Origin of the sequence: Gordonia asplenii (assembly GCF_012933505.1) — a bacterium.
Lineage (GTDB): Bacteria > Actinomycetota > Actinomycetes > Mycobacteriales > Mycobacteriaceae > Gordonia > Gordonia asplenii.
The window spans coordinates 1-19,837 of sequence record NZ_JABBNB010000056.1 but is presented as its reverse complement, the minus strand read 5'-3'; the positions used below and the strand labels follow the sequence as shown (position 1 = coordinate 19,837).

Annotated in this window: 16 protein-coding genes; 4 read left to right on the top strand and 12 right to left on the bottom strand. The window is 66.5% G+C overall.

Features of this window, described 5'->3' with window-relative positions; all coding sequences use genetic code 11:
- Positions 1-125: 125 nt before the first annotated feature.
- Entirely contained in the window at positions 126-1,607 is a 1,482-nt protein-coding gene (locus HH308_RS28800; RefSeq protein WP_170197729.1) for a bifunctional phosphatase PAP2/diacylglycerol kinase family protein, read from the bottom strand.
- Between the two features lie 73 nt (positions 1,608-1,680).
- Positions 1,681-2,886 carry a PucR family transcriptional regulator gene (locus tag HH308_RS30600; RefSeq protein WP_170197728.1) on the bottom strand — a complete coding sequence of 402 codons (1,206 nt, stop codon included), beginning with the start codon at positions 2,884-2,886 and terminating at the stop codon, positions 1,681-1,683.
- Between HH308_RS30600 and HH308_RS30325 the strand changes: the two genes are divergently transcribed.
- From HH308_RS30325 to HH308_RS28780, 4 genes are read left to right on the top strand one after another with little or no spacing between them, the layout of a single operon-like run.
- Complete coding sequence (locus HH308_RS30325) at positions 2,876-3,004, top strand: hypothetical protein (protein WP_281363034.1); 129 nt, start codon at positions 2,876-2,878, stop codon at positions 3,002-3,004. The two genes, HH308_RS30600 and HH308_RS30325, sit on opposite strands and share 11 nt — an antisense overlap.
- Before the next feature lie 52 nt (positions 3,005-3,056).
- Positions 3,057-4,736, top strand: a complete 1,680-nt coding sequence (locus HH308_RS28790; protein ID WP_170197727.1) for a PHA/PHB synthase family protein — start codon at positions 3,057-3,059, stop codon at positions 4,734-4,736.
- 34 nt (positions 4,737-4,770) lie between these two features.
- A complete protein-coding gene (locus HH308_RS28785) occupies positions 4,771-6,759 on the top strand; it encodes an acyl CoA:acetate/3-ketoacid CoA transferase (protein ID WP_170197726.1) in 1,989 nt (662 codons plus the stop codon).
- Between the two features lie 12 nt (positions 6,760-6,771).
- A complete protein-coding gene (locus tag HH308_RS28780; RefSeq protein ID WP_170197725.1) occupies positions 6,772-7,980 on the top strand; it encodes an acyl-CoA dehydrogenase family protein in 1,209 nt (402 codons plus the stop codon).
- An 868-nt stretch (positions 7,981-8,848) separates the two neighbouring features.
- Here HH308_RS28780 and HH308_RS28775 read toward each other — a convergent pair.
- The 10 genes from HH308_RS28775 to HH308_RS28730 form a co-directional block, all read right to left on the bottom strand.
- Positions 8,849-10,078, bottom strand: a complete 1,230-nt coding sequence (locus tag HH308_RS28775; protein ID WP_170197724.1) for an RNA polymerase sigma factor — start codon at positions 10,076-10,078, stop codon at positions 8,849-8,851.
- Positions 10,075-10,398: a YciI family protein gene (locus HH308_RS28770; RefSeq protein ID WP_170197723.1), complete on the bottom strand. Its 324-nt coding sequence runs from the start codon at positions 10,396-10,398 to the stop codon at positions 10,075-10,077. Before HH308_RS28770 ends, HH308_RS28775 begins: the two co-directional genes overlap by 4 nt.
- A gap of 56 nt (positions 10,399-10,454) precedes the next feature.
- Positions 10,455-11,066, bottom strand: a complete 612-nt coding sequence (locus tag HH308_RS28765; RefSeq protein WP_170197722.1) for a dihydrofolate reductase family protein — start codon at positions 11,064-11,066, stop codon at positions 10,455-10,457.
- A 280-nt stretch (positions 11,067-11,346) separates the two neighbouring features.
- A complete protein-coding gene (locus tag HH308_RS28760; RefSeq protein WP_170197721.1) occupies positions 11,347-12,381 on the bottom strand; it encodes an ABC transporter ATP-binding protein in 1,035 nt (344 codons plus the stop codon).
- Positions 12,378-13,931, bottom strand: coding sequence for an ABC transporter permease (locus HH308_RS28755; RefSeq protein WP_170197720.1), 1,554 nt, complete (start codon positions 13,929-13,931; stop codon positions 12,378-12,380). The genes HH308_RS28760 and HH308_RS28755 overlap by 4 nt, the downstream gene beginning before the upstream one ends.
- Positions 13,932-13,936: 5 nt before the next feature.
- Positions 13,937-14,980, bottom strand: coding sequence for an extracellular solute-binding protein (locus HH308_RS28750; protein WP_170197719.1), 1,044 nt, complete (start codon positions 14,978-14,980; stop codon positions 13,937-13,939).
- A 113-nt stretch (positions 14,981-15,093) separates the two neighbouring features.
- A complete protein-coding gene (locus HH308_RS28745; protein WP_170197718.1) occupies positions 15,094-16,512 on the bottom strand; it encodes a Dyp-type peroxidase in 1,419 nt (472 codons plus the stop codon).
- Entirely contained in the window at positions 16,512-17,765 is a 1,254-nt protein-coding gene (locus tag HH308_RS28740) for an NHL repeat-containing protein (protein ID WP_170197717.1), read from the bottom strand. The genes HH308_RS28745 and HH308_RS28740 overlap by 1 nt, the downstream gene beginning before the upstream one ends.
- A 632-nt stretch (positions 17,766-18,397) precedes the next feature.
- Complete coding sequence (locus tag HH308_RS28735) at positions 18,398-18,910, bottom strand: RDD family protein (RefSeq protein WP_170197716.1); 513 nt, start codon at positions 18,908-18,910, stop codon at positions 18,398-18,400.
- 176 nt (positions 18,911-19,086) lie between these two features.
- Positions 19,087-19,837, bottom strand: a 751-nt coding sequence (locus tag HH308_RS28730; protein ID WP_170197715.1) for an IS1380 family transposase, incomplete at its 5' end; no start/stop codon positions are given.

Here is a 19,837-nt window from a genome sequence, read left to right as displayed (position 1 = left end):
GCCGGTGGATCCATTAGCCGGGCGAGCGCCGTGCTCCTCGCGGCTCAACCAGCAGATGACGACCCTGTCGACTCCCTCACCCAGCAGACCGCGACTCTTTCAAGTCAACGTCGCTGGCTGCGAGATCAAAGCATCGACTTCCCGAACACCCTCAGTTCCCGATAGGCGACGCGGAACCGAGCGCGCGTGTACAACTCTCCGGCCTCACCGTCGTGTGCGACGCGGAACGGCTCGTCGGATTCGATGGTCACGACGGGAGCCTGCAATTCCCGGTACACCTTGGAGTTGCGGATCCGCCCGCTGATCCACGACGACAGCAGCCGCGTCGTCGCGTTGCGATGCCCGTCCTCGAGGTAGCGGACGTCGAGTACACCGTCGTCGAGCCGTGAACGTCGGCCGGGAAGAAAGCTCGGCGCCCCGTAGACCGAGTTGCCCAGGAAGAAGAAGGAGACCGTGGTCGGGCGGCCTTCGATGCGTACGTTCACCGGCGCCGAGTTTCGCAACACTTTGAGTATCGCGTGCATGGTCGCGGTGGGGCGTTCGATACGCCGACGCTGGTAACGCGTCCGGGCGCGCACGAACTCCGGGTACGCGCCGATACTCGCCGTGTTGAGGAGCAGCTTGTCGTCGTTGAGCCACACCGCGTCGACGCGGGCAACCCGACCGTCCTGGATCGATTTCACCGTGGCGGCGACGGTCGCCGCGCCGATATCCCGCGCGAAGTGGTTGAACGTCCCGCCGGGGAAGACAGCCAGCGGCTTGTCGGCCCCGATCGCGTACCGTGCGACGGTGGCGACCGTACCGTCACCACCGGCGACGCCGAGAAAATCCGCCCGGGCGGCAGCGTCGGCGGCGATCGAATCGATATCGTCGTCGGCGTCGAGCTCGACGATCTCAGCTGCGGGAAGACTCGCCCGCAGCTCGTCGGCGACGCGGGCTCCGGTTCCGTCGCCCGACGCCGGGTTGAGCACGACGACGAGTCCGGCACCGTCGGGGTTGGGATCCAGTTGTTCGGTGGTCGGCCCGGGGATGAGGATCCGGCTGTCGTCGACCGGCGGAATCATCCGCGCACCCGCGATCGCGACTCCGGCGCCGACCGCGAATCCCGCGAGTACGTCACCCGGGAAATGCGCCCCGGTCGCGACGCGGGAGAGCCCGACCGCCCCCGCCAGCCCCGCGAGCAAGTAGCCCGCGTTGCGGTTCTCCAAACCGACGCCGATGGCGAACGCCGCCGCGCTGGCGGAATGGCCGGAGGGGAACGAATTGGACGTCGGCTGGCGTCGCAGTCGAGACAGCGGCACGCCGTCGGACAGCGGCCGGTTACGCGGATAGACTCTCTTGAACCCCTGGTTGACCACCAGACTGGTGACCGCGAGAGTCGCCAGTCCGCGAATCGCTCCACGCCGCATCGACAGACTTCCCGACGACTCCAATCCCGCGGCGATCAACACCCACAACTTGGAGTGGTCGGCGGCCGACGACAGCGGGCGCATGGTGAGGTCGAGCAGCGGGCTCGGCGACTCGGCGACCGCGTCGAACAGTCGGCGGTCGAGGTCAGTGAGGCCGTCGTTGAGGGTCCGCAGCGGGGTAGGGAGGGAACGTGGCATGGTGTCGAACGTACCCGCGGTGCGAATCGGGCAAACCAACCGGTGACGAGGAGAACCGCTGCGGAGCCGCCGCTCAGCCGTCGACCCGCTCACCCAGCTGAGGGAAGGTTCGGATCGCCTGTAGTGCGGTAGTGAGATCGCCGACGGCGCGCGGATCGTCGAGCGAGGCTTCCATGTAGTCCTCGAGGCGGTGCAAACGGTGACGCACGGTGTTCTCGTGGCAGTACAGCCGGCGGCTCGCCGCGGCCGCCGAGCCCTGCACCGACACCCACACTTCGGCGGTGTTGAGCAGGGTGGTCCGTTCGTCGTCGGGCAGGCGCAGCAGGTCACCCAGCACTCGACGCACGAATCTGCGGGTCGTGTCGAGATCGCGGACCAGCAGGTCGGTCTGCGGTTCGTCGGCGAGTTGCCGCGCTCCCCGACGTCCGGCGGGCAGCGAGTCCAGCGCGACCTGCGCCAACCGCAGGGCGCGTGCGGTGCCGTCGAGGCGGAAGAACTTCGGACTGAACCCGACTCGGGCGCTCGCCACCCCCTCGACCAGCGACATCACCCGCCCGGCGTCGACGTTGCGCGGCAGCGACACCACGCCGATCTCGCTGTCCGGCCGCGACCGCCAGGCCGAGCCGATCGACAGCGCGCCGAGGCGACCGGGAAGTCCGGGCAGCGGGTCGACGTCGAGTTCGGTCGTCTCGGCGACCAGAACAAGGAACTCGCCCTCATACGGCAGCTCGAGGAGTTTCGCGATCTCCCAGGCGCTGGCGTCGTCGGGCACGCCGTCGAGCAACGCTGACAAGATCCCGGACCGTCGTCGGTCGGCGGCGAGAAGCTTCTCGCTCATCGCCGCCCGATACGACTCGGTGACCGTGCTGGAGTAATCGTCGGCGAGGATCCAGATGTCGGTCGCCGAGTCGAGCAGCGCGTCCACAGCCTGCGGACCGGCCGCGCGAGCCGCCTCCAACAGTCGTTCCCACAGCAGTGTGAAACCGATCCGGTAGGCCCGCAGTATCTCTGGCAGCGGCGCCCCCTGCTCGGCGCGGCGCCGCCCCAGATCCTCGGCGACCTGCAAACGATCCGACGATTCGCCGGACACCCGCGTCAGGATGTGGACGATGTTCTCGACGAGTGAGCGCCGATGGTCGGCCTCGTCGACGAACGTTTGATCGGCGTAGACGTCGATCTTGTCGACGATCCGCCGCAGCATTTCGTCGGCCACGTCGTCGACCTGGGACAGCAGTGTCTGTGCGACGGTCGCGACCGATGAGGAAGGAGTGAAGCCCACGCAGCGACGCTATGTCACCGCGGGGTGGCGCCGACGTCGATCGCGCGACGATGTCGGCGCCGACAGCGCTCCGACGCGATGTCTGTGGCCCAGCACATTGCTGCTCGACGTCGGCTAGACCAGAGTGGAACACGCCCTGATGTGCTCTAGCTCACACTGCGAGGTGCGATATGGCCGACGAACCCGAACACTTTGCGACGCCGCTCGACGAACTGCTGGCGCAGGCCGCCAACGGTCCCCTGCGCCGACTGTTCCCGACGAGCTCCGGAGCGGCATTCGCCCGATGGCTCGCCGCGAACCCGACGTCGGCGCTCGGTCACGCCCGTGACCTGGTCGGCGAGTTGCGCCGGGTGGTGAGCGGGTCGTCGACCGTCGAACCGCCGCGCGGCGACCGCCGCTTCACCGATCCGGCATGGTCGTCGAACCCGCTGCTACGCCGCCTGATGCAGGCCTACCTCGCGGCGGGCACCGCCGCCGAAGCGACCGTGCACGACGCCGATCTGTCCTGGCGCGACTCCGAGCGCATGGATTTCGCGGTGTCGAATCTGATCGACGCGGTGTCGCCGACGAACAATCCGCTGACCAATCCGGTGGCGTGGAAAGCGCTGATCGACACCGCGGGCGGAAACCTGATCAGCGGGCCGCGCAATCTGTTGAAGGACATGTCGTCGAAGCCGCGGGTGCCGTCGATGGTCGATCCGGACGCTTACCGGGTCGGCAAGGATCTGGCGGTCACGCCGGGTTCGGTGGTCTATCGCTCCGAGGTACTCGAACTCATCCAGTACAAGCCGCAGACCGAGAACGTGCGGTCGGTCCCACTGCTGATCATTCCGCCGACGATCAACAAGTTCTACGTGCTCGACCTCGCGCCCGGCCGCAGCGTCGTCGAGTATCTGGTGCAGCAGGGACAGCAGGCATTCGTCATTTCGTGGCGCAATCCCGGTGCGCAGCAAGCGAGTTGGGGATTCGATGCCTACGCCGAGGCGATCCTGGACGCGTTCAACGTGACCGAGCGGATCGCCGAATCCGGACAGGTGCACGTCGTCGCGGCGTGTTCGGGCGGATTGCTCGCCTGCCTGACCGCGGCGCAGCGAGCCGGAACCGGGCAGCTCTCGCGGCTCGCGAGCCTGAGCCTTCTGGTCACCATGATCGATCAGGTGCACGCGGGCGTCGCGACCGCGGTCATGGACGACACCACCGCGCGTGCGGCCATCGCGAAGTCGAAGAAGCAGGGCTACCTCGACGGCAGGGACCTTGCGGAGGTCTTCGCCTGGCTGCGGCCCAACGACCTGATCTGGAACTACTGGGTGAACAATTATCTGCGCGGACAGTCGCCGCCAAAGTTCGACATTCTGTTCTGGAACGCCGACACCACCCGGATGTCGGCGGCGCTGCACCGCGACTTCGTCGAGTCGGCGCTGGGGAACAAGATGTCGCAGCCCGGGGCCATCACAGTGCTCGGGACACCGGTTGCTCTCGGTGACATCACCGTCGACTCATACGTGGTGGCCGGCTCGGCCGACCACATCTGCCCGTGGGAGAACTGCTATCGCAGCAGCCAATTGCTGGGCGGCGCAGTGCGATTCGTGTTGTCGACCAACGGGCACATCGCGGCGCTGGTCAATCCGCCGGGAAACCCGAAGTCGCGCTACCAGGTCTCCGACGACAATTCGCTGCCGGCCGATCAGTGGCGCACGACGACGCCGGTCACCAAAGGCTCGTGGTGGCCCGACTATGCGTCGTGGCTGGGGGACCGCTCCGGCGACGAAAAGCCCGCACCGACGTCGCTTGGTTCGGTGGACTACCCGCCCATCGATACCGCGCCCGGAACCTACGTGATGACCCGATGACACGACCCTGCGATTCCACGAAAGGCTCCGCGCCATGGCCATCGACCCGGTCCTGATGCCGACCGCCACCACCCCGATCCGCGACAAGGTGGTCACCGCCGCCGAAGCGGTCCGGCTGATCCGCGACGGCGACTTCCTCGTCGTCGAAGGATTCGCCGGTCAGGGCTTCGCCGAGGAACTGGTACTGGCGTTGGAGGAACGCTTTCTGCATTCCGGCGCGCCCGGTGGTCTGTCGCTGGTCTTCACCGTCGCGCAGGGCGACGGCGGCGACCGAGGACTGGTACATCTGTGCCACGACGGGATGCTGGCCCGGTCGATGGGTGGGCACTACGGGATGGCGCCCGCGCTGCAGAAGCTCGCGATCTCCGGGGCGATCGAGGCGTACAACCTGCCGCAGGGCGTGATCGCGCAGCTCATCCGGGACACCGGCGCCGGAAAGCCGGGGCTGCTCACGCACGTCGGGCTCGGTACGTTCGCCGACCCGCGCCACGGTGGCGGCAAGGTGAACGACCGCACCACCGACGACCGCGTGACTCTGATGGAGATCGACGACCGCGAATACCTGTTCTACAAGGCATTCGAGCGGCTCGACGTCGCATTTCTGCGCGGGACGACCGCAGATCCGGCAGGCAACGTCACCATGGAAAAGGAGGCGTTGACGCTCGAGGCGCTGGAGGTTGCCATCGCCGTGCACAATCGCGGTGGTCTGGTGATCGTGCAGGTCGAGCGGATCGCCGAGCGCGGATCGCTGCACCCCAGGGACGTCAAGATCCCCGGCGTGCTCGTCGACTGCGTCGTGCTGGTGTCGTCGGGCGCGCGGCATACGCAGACGTGGGCGTCGCAGTACAACCCGGCGATGAGCGGCGAGATCAGGCAGCCGATGAACTGGGTGGAGCCGATGGAACTCAACCCCCGCAAGGTCATCGCACGCCGAGCCGCGCTGGAGTTGCACCCCAATTCGGTGGTCAATCTCGGCATCGGCGTCCCCGAGGGGGTAGCCGCCGTCGCGGCCGAGGAGGGCATTCTGGAATACCTCACGCTGACCGCCGAGCCGGGAGTGATCGGCGGCATGCCGACCGGCGGACTCGACTTCGGTTCGGCGATCAACGCCGACGCCATCCTGGCCCAGCCGTCGCAGTTCGACTTCTACGACGGCGGCGGCCTGGACGCCGCATTCCTCGGGATGGCCCAGGCCGACGGCGCGGGCAACGTCAACGTGAGCCGCTTCGGCCCGCGCCTGGCGGGCGCGGGCGGGTTCATCAACATCAGCCAGAATTCGAAGGCGGTGTACTTCCTCGGCACGTTCCTGGCGCCGTCGCGCAGCGCCGTCGTCGACGGTCAGATCCGCACATCCGACGGTCCGGCAGCGCCGAAATTCGTTGCGGCAGTGGATCAACGGACCTTCTCCGGCGAGTACGCCCGACGCAGCGGTCAGCCGGTCATGTACATCACCGAACGGTGCGTGTTCGTATTGACCGAGCAGGGCATGCAGTTGACCGAAATCGCGCCCGGCATCGACCTGCAGACCGACGTGCTGGATCTGCTCGGTTTCGAGCCGATCATCGACGGCACCCCCGCGACGATGGATCCGCGGATCTTCCGCGACGAACCGCTCGGACTGCGCGACGACCTGCTGACGATTCCGCTCGACGCCCGGTTCTCCTACGACGAGACGCGAAACCTGTTCTTCCTCAACCTCGAAGGCGTCGTCGTGCGCACCGAGGCCGAGCTCGCGCTGGCCGTCGCCGAGATCGACCGTCGAGTCACTGAGGTGGGTCACACGGTGAACATGGTGATCAACTACGACAACTTCATCATCGCGCCGGATCTCGTCGATTCGTTCGCGGCGTCGGTACGGGGACTCAGCAGGCATTACGAATCGGTGACCCGGTACACGACGTCGGCGTTCCTGCGCCTGAAACTCGCCGATCACCTCGCCGACCGCGGGCTCTCACCGCACCTCTTCGAAAGCCGGAGCGAGGCGATGGCCGCGTCGACCCCGAGCACACCGTCAGCGTCGTAGGAAGGACGAACGATGACCGATCAACTCACCACCGACCTCGCGGAGGGCATCGGCCGCTCCCGCAGCACCGACTACCTGAACATGAAGGGCATGCTGTCCGACGACGAGATCGGGCTGCTGGTCAAGGTCCGCGATTTCGGCGAGAGCGAGTTGCTACCGATCGTCAACGACTACTGGGAACGCGGCGAATTCCCGTTCGAGGCGATCCCCAAGCTGCGTGAGCTGCGGATCGTCGGCGACACGATGCAGGGTTACGGCATCACGCCGATGAGCGCGGTGGGGCAGGGACTCGTGTCCTACGAACTCAACCGGATCGACGGAAGCATCGGCACCTTCATGGGGGTGCACGTCGGGCTGGCGATGCAGTCGATCTACATCTTGGGTTCGGAGGAACAGCGGCAGCGGTGGCTGCCCGACATGGCCGAACTGCAGAAGATCGGGGCATTCGCACTGACCGAACCCGACCACGGATCGGACTCGGTCGCGCTGGAAGCCACCGCGACCCGCGACGGCGACCACTGGGTGATCAACGGACGTAAGCGGTGGCCTGGCAACGCCGTGTGGTGCGACGTCATCGTCGTCTTCGCCCGCGACACCGCCGACCAGCAGGTCAAGGCGTTCGTCGTCGAGAAGGACGACCCCGGTTACAGCGCCACCAAGATCGGCGGCAAGGTGTCGCTGCGGATGGTGCAGAACGCCGACATCGTGCTCGACGACGTGCGGATCCCCGACGACCGCCGCCTGGTGAACTGCAACGGATTCCCCGACGTCGCCAAGGTGTTGATGGGTACTCGCAACATGGTTGCGTGGGCATCGACCGGCCACGCAGTGGCCGCCTACGAGATCGCGCTGACCTACTCCCAGCGTCGTAGCCAGTTCGGCAAGCCGATCGCCACCAAGCAGGTGATCCAGTCGCAGCTGGTCGAGATGCTCGGCGACGTGACCGCGATGCAGCTGTACTGCATCCGACTGGGACAGCTCCTCGACCAGGGCGAAGTGACCGATACGATGGCCGCGCTCGCGAAATACTTCTGCAGCGTCAAGGCACGCCATGTCTGCCGGATGGCCCGTGACGTGCTCGGCGGCAACGGCATCACCCTCGACTTCCATGTCATGCGGCACATGTGCGACATGGAGGCCCTCGTCACCTACGAGGGCACCGCGGAGATCCAGTCGCTGCTCGTCGGTCGGGAGATCACCGGGAAGGGCGCATTCGCGTAGGACACGTCCTAGTGGAGGGTCGCGCTTGAAGAGTTGTAGGACGTTGCCTTCCTCTGCCGGTTGAGCCTGGATTCACCGGCCGAAGCGCCCCTCTGCTGGTTGAGCCGGGCGAGGCGCTAGCCGAGTCCGTGTCGAAACCACGGTGACACAACAGATTTCGTGCGACCGTTCATCTCACGCTGTGATCATGGTGATTATCTCGAGCCAGGCACCCAGCAGGTGCATTCGACGGTTGCGCTGATGTTGCTGCCCTGGCCTGCCTCGACTCACCGAATTCCGTTGTCTCACGGTGGTTTCGACACGCTCGTCACTTCGACTCGGCTAGCGCCTCGCTCAGTACGGCGCGCTTGCGCTCCTCGCGGCTCAACCAGCAGATGTAGTGCCCGGACCGGTGAAACCAGGTTGAGCGAGCGGAGCGAGTCGAAACCCACCGGCCGAAGCGCCCCTCTGCTGGTTGAGCCGGACGAGGCGCTAGCCGAGTCCGTGTCGAAACCATGGTGACACAACGACTTTCGACGGTCCGCGCCAATTCCGGCGATGACACCCGGCAAGTGACGCGCACCCTACGGGTGCACACGCCTCGATATTCGATTCCATCACAGTCCGACACGTGCCCTACCATCAAATGCATTGTGGTACAGAGGTTTCGACACGCTCGTCGCTAGCGCTCCTCGCGGCTCAACCAGCGGAGGGCCTGCCATCGGTGGATCCAGGTTGAGCGAGCGGAGCGAGTCGACACCGCACCGGCCGGGCAATGACGAAACCCGCAGCGTCACAGTGGTTTCGACTCGGCTTCGCCTCACTCAACCAGCAGGATGCGGCGAAGCGGGGTGCGCGCGATATCAATACCATTAGGCGCGACACACCACTAGACCGTCTCCCGACGACGCCGCAGGTACGTCCGCTCCGCGGCGTTGTCGGTGAGTTCGACGGCCCGGTCGTAGGCCGTACGCGACTCCTCGCGTCGACCCAGACGTCGGAGCAGGTCGGCACGGGTGGCATGGAACAGGTGGTAGTCGGCGAGCGAGTCCGCCAGCGGGTCCACCAGAGCGAGTCCGACGTCGGGGCCGTCGAGTTCGGCGACGGCGATCGCCCGGTTGAGCACGGTGATGGGTGACGGATCGACCCGGACGAGCTGGTCGTAGAGGGCGACGATCTGCGACCAGTCGGTGTCCGCCGCGTTCCCGGCGGACGTATGGACGGCGTTGATCGCCGCATGGATCTGATACCGGCCGGGCGTCGCACCGGTGGCGACCGCGAGGAGTCGTTCCCGGACGAGTCGGTGTCCCTCGGCGATGGCCGCGCGATCCCACAGGTCGCGGTCCTGATCGGGCAGCGGGATCAGATCACCATCGGAAGACACTCGCGCCGCCCGGCGGGCATCGCTGAGCAGCATCAATGCCAGTAGCCCGGTCGCTTCACCGTCGTCGGGCAGTAGGTGGTGAACCATCCGCGTGAGTCGGATCGCTTCGGCGGTCAGGTCATGTCGAACAGCGTCGACGCCGGGTCCGCTGGCCAGGTATCCCTCGTTGAAGACGAGGTAGAGCACCGCGAGGACGCCGTTGATGCGGGGCGGAAGGTCCTGCGCGGACGGTACGCGATACGGGATGCGCGCTGCTTTGATCTTCGCCTTCGCGCGGGTGATCCGCCGGGTCATCGTGGCGTCCTCGACGAGAAAGGCCCGGGCGATCTCCGGCACGGTCAGTCCGCCGACCATGCGCAGTGTCAGCGCCACCCGAGCCGGCATGGCCAGCGCGGGGTGGCAGCAGGTGAAGATCAGTCGGAGCCGGTCGTCGTCGACGATGCCGAGCGGCTCCGACGGTGCGTCGAGCAGCATCTGCGCCTCCTTGTGCCGATCGTCGCGGGTGGTTTCGCGCCGGATGCGGTCGATGGCCTTGCGGGTGGCGGTGGTGGTGAGCCAGGCGCCCGGCTTCGGTGGGACACCGTCGTCGGGCCACCGTTCGACGGCGACGGCAAACGCTTCCGATGCCGCCTCTTCGGCGATGTCGAGATCACCGAATCTGCTGGTCAGCGCCGCGACGATGCGGGTCCACTCCTCGGTGTGAACACGGCTGAGCGCGTGCGCGACGTCGTTCACAGGAACGGCCGAACCTCGATCTTGCGGTCGCAGACGTTCGACGCCTCCGCAGCAAGTTTCAGCGCGACGTCGAGGTCGGGAGCCTCCCAGACCCACACGCCGATCAGATACTCCTTCGACTCGACGTACGGTCCGTCGGTGAGCAGCGTCTCGCCGCCGCGGTTGTCGACGACGGTGGCCGTGTCGGTGTCGGCGAGCCCGCCGGCGAATACGAAGTGGCCGTCGGCGATGAGACGTTCGTTGAAGACGCTGATCGCGGGCTGCCGGTCATCGCTGCCGGGGTTGTCGCGGTCGTCGAGCACGGAGATCAGGTATTGCATGGTTTGTTTTCCTTTCTTCGGTGGGACCACTTGACTACGGATCAAGAGGTTAGGGGTCAGGCCCGGACGTATTCGGGACGCCCGGTGGGCCGGTACGTCGTGATTGCGACGCCGCGTGAATCGAGACGCGATTCGACGACGTCGAGCGCGACGTCGGGTCCGTCGTGCGGGAACAGCCGCGCGCCCTGCCCGAGGATCACCGGGATCACGATCATTGTCATCTCGTCGACGAGCTGGTGTGCCAGCAACCAGCGGATCAACTCGCCGCTGCCGTGAACCTGCAGTTCACCGCCGGGCCGGGCTTTCAAAGCGGTGATCGACGCGGCGAGGTCGTCGTCGAGGACGGTGGTGCGCTCCCACCGCGGATCGGTGAGTGTGCGCGACGCGACGTACTTCGGTGCGTTACTCAACGCGACGCCGACCCGATGTGCACGCATCTCGTCGATCGTTCCCCACGAGTCGTGGAAGAGGTCGTAGGTGCGTCGGCCGAAGAGAAACGCGTCGGCGCGTTCGTAGGCGTCGAAGATGAAGTCTCGCGTGTCGTCGTCGGACCTGCCGAACGCCCACCCGCCGCGCTCGAAGCCCGCCTTGCGTTCTTCCGCCGTCCCCGGACCGTTGCCCTGCATCACACCGTCGAGGGTCATCTGGGTCATCGTGATGAGTTTCATCGTGGCTCCCTGCCGTCGGTGCCTCCTCCGATGAGGTGGCCTCATCAAAGCAACGAACGGAAAGTCGGCGATCGGACAGGTTGGGAGAAAGTTTCTTGGTAACGCCTGTCGTCGTCAAGCGTGTGCAGCGCGGCTCCGGTTACAACGATTCGTTGTGGCCGGTGGGGCCTCTGGGGTGACGGGTCCCCAGTACCGCATGAACACCACGGTGCGGACCGGCTACCCGACGGTGAACGTCACCTTCGACCAGTGGTGACCGACTGGGCGGGCTCGCGGTGAATCATCGGCTCGGCAGTAGGACTCCGGGTGCGGTGGCCCGAACCCAGATCCGGCTGCCGGGGAGCAGGTGTGCGACGCCGGTCTCGGGTGCGACGACGGTGACAGTCTGCTCGGGTGCGGTGTCGAGGCCGACGGTCACCGTCGATGTTGCGCCGCCGAACACCACCGATTCGACGGTCCCCGGCACCGCGTCGGGCTGTCGGTCGGTGCAGATTGAGAGCTGTTCCGGGCGCAGCAGGTGCACCCCGCGGATGGGGGTTCGAGCGCCGTCGCCGCACGGCCCGAGTACCGAACGCATCGATCCGTTGAGCCGGTGTGCGGGGAGGAGGTTGGCCACACCGAGGAACCGCGCCGCGATCGGGTCGGGCGGATTCTCGTACAGCTCGCGGGGGGTGCCCGCGGCCACCATGCGGCCGTTCGCGAGCACGGTGACGGTGTCCGCGATCGCCATGGCCTCGTCACGGTCGTGGGTGACGACGACAGCGGTGGTTCCGGCATCCCGTAGAAGCTGCGCCACGTCCGCTCGCAGCTCGGCCCGTAGCTCCGCGTCGAGGGAGGAGAAGGGCTCGTCAAGCAGGATCACGGCCGGCTCCGGTGCCAGCGCCCGGGCCAGCGCCACCCGCTGCCGTTGGCCGCCAGACAGTTCATGCGGGTATCGGCGGCCGAGATCGTCGAGGCCGGTGAGCTCGAGCAGTTGTGCCACCCGGGCCCGTCGTTGGCGTCCGGGGCGCAGCCCGAACGCGATGTTCGCCTCGACCGGTAGGTGTGGGAACAGGGCGCCGTCCTGGGGCACGTACCCGACCCGACGGTGGCGCGCGTCGAGGTGCCGTTCGTCGTCGTCGACGACGGTGCCGGCGAGGACGATCCGGCCGGTGTCGAGTCGCTCGAAACCGGCGATCGCCCGCAGCAGGGTCGTCTTGCCGCTCCCCGACCGGCCGAGTACCACGGCGATCGCGCCGGGCTCGACGTGCAGGTCCACGTCGATCAGAACCGGGGTGGAGCCGAAAGTCTTTCCGCCGCGGGACACCTCGATCACCGGTTGCTCCTTTCGCTGCGGTCGAACCACAGTCCCAGCACCGCGCCGGGAATCACCGCGACCGCGATGATGACCAGGGCGTACGGGGATGCCGCACTGTACGCGCTCTCCGATTGGAATGCCCAGAATTGGGTGGCCAGGGTCTTCACATCGGGTGGGGCCAGGAGCAGGGTTGCGGTGAGCTCGGTGGTGGCAGTGACGAACACCAGGCAGAAGCCGGCGATCAGCCCGGGTGCGACCAGCGGCAGCGTCACTCGGAGGAAGGTGTAGATCGGCCCCCGCCCGAGGGTGTGCGACACCTCGATCAGTGCCATCGGGACCTGGGCTACCGTCGCGCGCACGCAGACCAGCCCGAGCGGGAAGAACAGCACCACATACGCGCAGACCACGAGGACCGGTGTCTCGTACAGCGGATACATCCAATTGACCGCCAGGTACACCAAGCTCAGCGCGACGATCACCCCTGGGATGGCGTGCGCGAGGTAGGCGCCCGCAGACACCGACCGCGACCACCGCGAGGGGTGCCGCACCGACAGCACCGCCACCGGCAACGCCAGCACGACCACCGCGAGCGCCCCCGCCGTGCAGTAGCCGAAGGTGGAGGCGGTGGCGTCGGACAGCCCGGTCACCGCCGGCAATGTGGTGCGCCGGGCGACCCGCATCCAGTAGATCAGCACCCCGATCGGGAAGAGCACACCCGCGGCCACCACCGCGGCCAGCCCGGCGACCGGTACCGCGGTCCACCACCGCCACCGTCGGGGACGGTCGGCGACGGCGGTCGCGGGCGGCGCCGCACGCCGCGGCACCGCGGCGTCGAGTCCAATGCAGGCCAGGCCCAGCACCAGCAGCGGAATGGACAGCGCTGCCGCGGCGTTCGAGTCGAACTGGAACTCGGTGAAGATCTCGGTGGTGAGGGTGTGGAAACGCACCGCCTCGAAGGCGCCGTACTCGGAGATCACCGTGAGCACCGCGAGCAGGGTTCCACCGGCCATGGCGACCCGGATCGATGGCAAGGTGACCTTGACCAGGACCGCGACCGGGCTGTAGCCGAGTCCGCGGGCGATCTCCTCCCCGGTCCGGTTGGAGCGGCGGAGCACCGCCGAGACGGGGAGGTAGACCAGCGGATAGGTCGACAGTGTCATGATCGCGGTCGCCGCGAGCAGCGGAGAGAGCCGCGGCCACACCGAGTGCCAGGCGAAGCCGACCACGAAGTCGGGCATGGCCATCGGCAGCACTAAGAGCACCGACCATAGTCGGCGCCAGGGCAGACCGCCGCGTTCGAGTAGCACCGCGGCCCCTGCACCGAGCACCGCGGCCGCCACGGCGACGGTGCCCGCGAGTTCGACCGTGTTGCCGATCAGGTCCAGCGACCGCCGTCGCAGCAGCAACCCGGACACTGACGACCACCCGGCGTGGCCGGCGTCGAGGGCCACCACCACCAGCGGGGACAGCAGCACCAACACCACGACCCCCGCCGCGACCTGCAGACCGTGCGGCCGGGGCCCGCGCCGACGACGCGGCGCGGCGGACGCGGTCTCGAGCGGCTGCACCGTACTCAGAGCAATTGCACCTGCTGCAGCAGCGGCTGCGCATCGGCACCGGTGCCCAGGCCGGCCACCGAGAACGCGGTCGGAGCCAGGCCGGCCAGCGGCGGCAGCTGCGGATTCGCCGCAACCCCGGCACGCAGCGGGTACTCGAAGCTGTCGCTGGTGGCGAGCACCGTCTGCCCAGCCGTGCTGGTGAGGAACGCCAGGAACTTCTGCGCGGCGTCCTTGTGCGTGCTCGACGCCAGCACCCCGGCGCCGGAGATGTTCTGCACGTAGCCGGCGTCGTGCGGGGCGAAGAAGGCGAAGGCCGAGGTCAGCTTGTTGTCTCCGACTTCGGTCCGGAGCCGGTAGAAGTAGTAGTGGTTGAGCACCCCGAGATCGGTGTTGCCTTGGCTGATGTCGGCGGCCAGGGTCTCGTTGGACTGCACGTTGTCGTTGCTTCCGGCGTTGTTCTTCAGGCCCTGCAGCCAGGCGACGGTGCGGTCCCGGCCGTAGGTGTGCAGCACCGAGCTGACCACCGGCCAGAAGTCGGTCTCGCCCGGCGCGATCTCGATCTTGTCCTTCCACTGCGGGTCGGCGAGGTTCATGATCGATTTCGGCAATTGGGCGGCGGTCAGCTTCGAGGTGTTGTAGGTGATGCCGGTGATCCGGGCCGAGACCCCGACCCATTTCCCCGATGCAGCGCTGTCCTGCTTGGGCACTGCGTCGAGGGTCGCGCCGTCGACCGGTGCGAGCAGGCCCTTGGCGTCGAGTTGCGCCAGCCACGGCGAGTTCTCGGTGTAGAAGACGTCCGCCGGGGACTTGCCGCCCTCCTGCTGGATCTTGGCCGTCAGCTTGTCCTCGTCGTCGTTCTCCACTTTGACCTTGATTCCGGTCTGCGCAGTGAACGCGGCCACCAGCGCCGAGGTGGTCTGCTGGTGTTGGGCGCTGTACAGGGTCAGCTCCCCGGCACCGCCGGACGAGTTCTGCGACCCGCACGCCGCGGTGGACGCCAGCACCGCGAGCGCGACGACAGCCGCCCCGCTCCACGAGCCGATTCGAGTTGAGTTCATGGTGTGTCCTTCGCAGTCGTGCGGTTCGGTCGTGTGCGGTTCGGTCGTGTGCGGCTTCGGTCGTGTGCAGTTCGGTCGTCGGCGGTCGACGACCGCGGATCGTCGACCGCGGATCAGTCGAAAAGGGTCTCCCCGATCCAGTGCCCCGGGGCCACCGCCCCGGGTGGGATCGCGAACACACCGCTGGCGGTGTGGGTGGTGAACTGGTTCAGCGCGTCGTTGACCGCGAGCCGGGTGTTGATCGGGATGAAAGCGGTCCGGGGATCGCGCTGGTAGCCGAGGAACAGCAGCCCGGCGTCGTACTCGAGGGCCTGCCGCCACGGCGGCCAGCGTTCGGTGAACGGGGTGGTGCCATTGCTGTATGCGAACGCTCGCCGCACGATCACCGCGCCGTCGTTGCTCTCCGGGGCGGCCAGCCGCACGTGCGCGGTGGCCGGGATCACCGCCGACCCGCCATCGGCGCCCTTTGCGTTCAGATCGAGCGCGTCCATCTCGTGCGCTCCGCCCAACGGGGCACCGTTGACTTTGTGGCGGCCGACCACCTGTTCCTGGTCCTCGACCCTGAGCCGATCCCAGTGCTCCAGCGCCATCCGGATGCGGCGATACACCAGGTAGGTGCCGCCCGCCATCCAGCCGGGACTGTCCGATCCGGCCCACAGGGTGGCATCGAGATCCGACGGTGGGTGCGCATTGGAGTTGACGGTGCCGTCCTTGAAGCCCATCAGGTTGCGCGGGGTCCCGGCGCGGTTGCTCGGCGAGTAGCCGAACTGCGTCCACCGCAGGGCGGCGATGTCCGGTGCGACCCGCGCGATCGCCCGCACCGCGTGGAACACGGACTGTTGGTCGTCCCCGCAGGCCTGCAGGAACAGGTCACCGTCGCTCTGGTCCGGGATCAGCTGGTCACCGGGGAAGTGCGGGAGCTCCACCAGCTGCGTCGGCATCCGACCGGCCAACCCGAAGCGGTCTTTGCCGTCGCGCTGGAACAGGCTCCTACCGAAGCCGACGGTGACCGTGAGCCGGTTCGCCCCGGCCTGCCAGGCCTCCAGTGAGTCCGAGGTGGTGGAGATCTGGGTCGTGTCGGCGTACGCGCTGGTGGCGTCCGCGGGGGTGTAGATCGGCACCGTGACCGATTCTCCGCGGGTCAGCGGCGCGGCCAGCGCGGTCCACCGGCGCAGGACTTCGACGACGTGGTCGCGGCGGTCATTGGTGACATCGAACGCCGCCAACACGGTGTGCTGTTGGGTATCGGTGACCACGCCCGCCTGGTTGACCCCGTGGAAGTCGACGGTGTCATCGGCCACATCGGAGGCCTTCGCCACGGTGCGGTCGACGGTCGCGGCCACACCCGCCCCGACGGCCGCCGCACCCCCGAGGAACAACCCGCGCCGGAGAAGGCTGCGGCGGGAGATCCCACGGTCCGCGGGACCGGGGCCGGCGACGATGTCGGCACCCGCGGGCTCGGTGGAGTGAATACGCGCGGACTCGGTGGAGTGATTACCGTCGGGGTCTTTCGCGCTGCGCGAGTCCGCCATCAGTGCAGCAGAGACAGGGTGTTGGTGTCGTCGTTGACCAGCAGGATCCCGTCTTTGGTCTGGTTAACGGCGATACCGAACAGGTCGCCGTTGCCGGGCGGGTCCTGGCCCACGTCCTCGTTGGCGAAGAACTCACCGATCTGCTTCCCGGCGGGGGTGATCTCCACGATCTTGCCGTTGGTGGCGTTGGCGACCAGGATGTTGCCGTTCGGCGCCAACGCCATGCCCAGCGGATTCGCCAGCTGCCCACCGGAGCTGAGGGTGGTCCCGGCGCCGGCCGAATCGGTGCGGGTCAAGGCCCGGTCGACGACCGCCACCCGGTTGCCTAGGTTGTCACCGACGTAGAGGGTGCCCGCGGAATCGAGAGCCAGTCCGGTCGGCCCCTTGATGAACGCCGAGGCGTCCTGCCGCTCCGGTAGGCCGTCCGCGACCACCGTGTGCGCGGTGACCTGCGGAGCGCTGGTTGGGGTCTGATGCAGGGTTAGCCGCACCACGTCGCCCTTGGTGACCTGATTGCCGCCGGCCGCCTTGACTCCCGCGAAAGTGTTGGTGACGAACAGCGTCGCGGTGTCGCCCCGGTCGTCGACCACCGCGTCCCACGGGCCAGTCAGGTAGTCGCCGGTCAACGTGCCCGCGACCCTACCGGTCGGATCGACGGTGATCAGGCAACCGTTGCCCGCGGTATCGATCTTGCCGTCGGTGCTGGGCAGGCTACCGACGAGCAGCCAGCCCTCCTTGAGCACCACCATCGCGGTGGTCAATCCCACCCCGCCCGGGCAGTCGGAAAGGTTCGCCGGAATGCTGGCGAACACCGAAACGGACTTGTCCGGGTGCACGTTCACAATGGTGGTGCCGGTGCCCTGATTGTTCGATTTATTGTTGAAATTGCTGACGAGCACATCACCGCTGCGCAGGCTGCCTATATCCTGGCTAACCGGCCAAATCGCATAGGGATTCACGTCGCCATTTGCGGGGGTCGTCGACGCGAAAGTCGTCACCGTGTTCTTTCCGTACAGGAACGACCCGGGCTGCGGCTCTAACCGGGTCTTGGCCTGCACATCGGCATCCGAGAATTGAGCCTTGTTCAACGACTGCGCTGCGGCCGTATCCAGCCCCGCCGGAGTGTCGTCTTGCTTACCCGCACACCCGGCAACACCCGCCATCGCCACACCTGCGACCAGCATCGATACACCGACCGTCAACGCACGACGCCGCCACCACTCGACACTGTTGAACTCGACGATTCTCACCATGAAAAGCCACTCCCTCCGACCCCGCAACACGAGATCGAGAAAAGGCTAGCTATACCTTTGTCGACCAGTCAAGGTTAGGCATCCTTAACTATCATAAAGTACGCCAAACACCCGAACAAGACCATTAGCGCAGATCGAAAATATCGGCTCCGCCGATCAACTAGACCAGCTGTGAATGGCCATGAGAATTCCCCATCATTCCGGTGAATCTGACAAAGCGAGCGAACCGCAATCGGCCATCCGTCATGCTGCCCAGACTACGGTTGATCTACTGGACATCTTTCACTCAGGCGGGGCCGACGACGCCGGAATTATCGGTGGCACACAACCGTAGCGAATCCGACCGAGGACTAGATGATTGGATTCGACGGTGATGGATGGCGCTGTGGGGATCCGCACTCAGGCGCGTTAGGAGAATCTGCAGAAAGTTGTCCCGCTGAGGGCATTGTGCCCTTGTCTCCCAGACAGTCCGCTGACGTCACCACACTGATCCGACAGCAGTGCAACGATTCCCCCGGGCACCTGCCCGGAATCAATCATCTAGCCAGTCGCACCCGATCACACATGCTTTGTCATGTCGACCCTACCGGGCAGCACCAGCTTCAGATCGTGTTTGATGTCAATCTTTCTCTTCACAGCGCGCACGACCCTCGTACTGGCGGCAAAGTCAGCAACGTGCGCCGACTTCCGGCAGGCGGAATTACGGTAAGTACTAGACTCACGAACAAGGAAATAGCACCAATTGAAGCTATAAGATCGAGCACGGCGTTATCCTTGAAGGAACCAGCCAGCGACATGAATACAAACGGAGACAAGATTACGGCGAGCCTGACGAGTGCAGAAAGAAGCGAAAGTCGAGAGTTTCCTACGGGGATGACCCGAAGGCCCAGGAGGCCTTTGCCGAGCGTCTGCCCTTCCCGCCGCACTAAGAGGAAACCTTCCGTGCCAACGTAGGCAAGGAAAAGGCAGATGATCGCACCGATACTCGGCATGATATCGGGAACCTCATCCATAAACACAATAATTGGAAGAAACAATATCAAGGCGACTGGAACTGCAAGGATGAAAGCGAGAGCGTAGCAGAATACCAAGTCCAGCAGACGCGCACCCAAACGTCGCAGAAAGGGGGCAGATTCATATGGCATTAACCTCGATCTTTCGTGAGGTGGCAGTCCCTCGGTGAGTGACCCGGGTGGGTGGTCTGAGGACCGGATTCCGGGCGTGGGCCGTGAGGTGTTGCCCGAGGCGTCGGTGGGCGTCGGGGTTCACGGCCCCGAGATGCGAGTGTCCCTTCTGGATCGGAGGTGAGGTCGGCCTGGTCTTAGGCTGGCGCGGGAAGTGCTGTGAGCCTGGCTATTCCGTCGAGCAGGAGCTCGGTGTGGGGTGCGTTGGCGGCCAGTTTCAGGCGGGTTCGGCGGGCGTGGCGGCTGATCTTGCCGGCGATCGCGAATATGCGGTGGCGCAGGCGTTTGGGTTCCCACCGGCGGGCGGGATGGTCGGTGAAGGCGAGCATCTGGGTCCAGGCGATCAACTCGCAGGCCAGCATCACGACCGCACACCAGATGCGGTTCTGATCGAACCCGTGCAGCGGCAGGTTCGTCAGGCCGCAGTCTTTGGCGGTGCGGATGCGGTCTTCACAACGGGCCCGACGCCGGTGCCGCAACTCAAGTGTGGCGAGTTGACCACGCACGGTGTTGGTGGCAAACGCGGTCAGCCGCAGCCCGTCCCGGTCGGTGAACCGTAGCTGGGCCCCGGGATGGGGCCGTTCTTTGCGGACGATCACCCGCATCCCTTTCGGCCAGTTGGTCAGATCGATCAGGCCGGTCAGCTCGGCTACCCATGCGCCGTCGCGTTGCACGCCGTCGGCGTCATAGGCCGGGGTCCAGGTTTCGGGAAGGATCCGGTCGATTGCGGCCGCGGTAGTCTCGGTCAGGCCGAATCCGACTGAGTAGGCCAGGCGGCGTCGGGTGAGGTAGTCGAGGAACTCGTGGGTGCCACCGGCCGAGTCGGTACGCACCAGCACCGATTTGCCGACCCGGTATCGGTGTACCTGCGGTAGCTGCGTGAGGGCG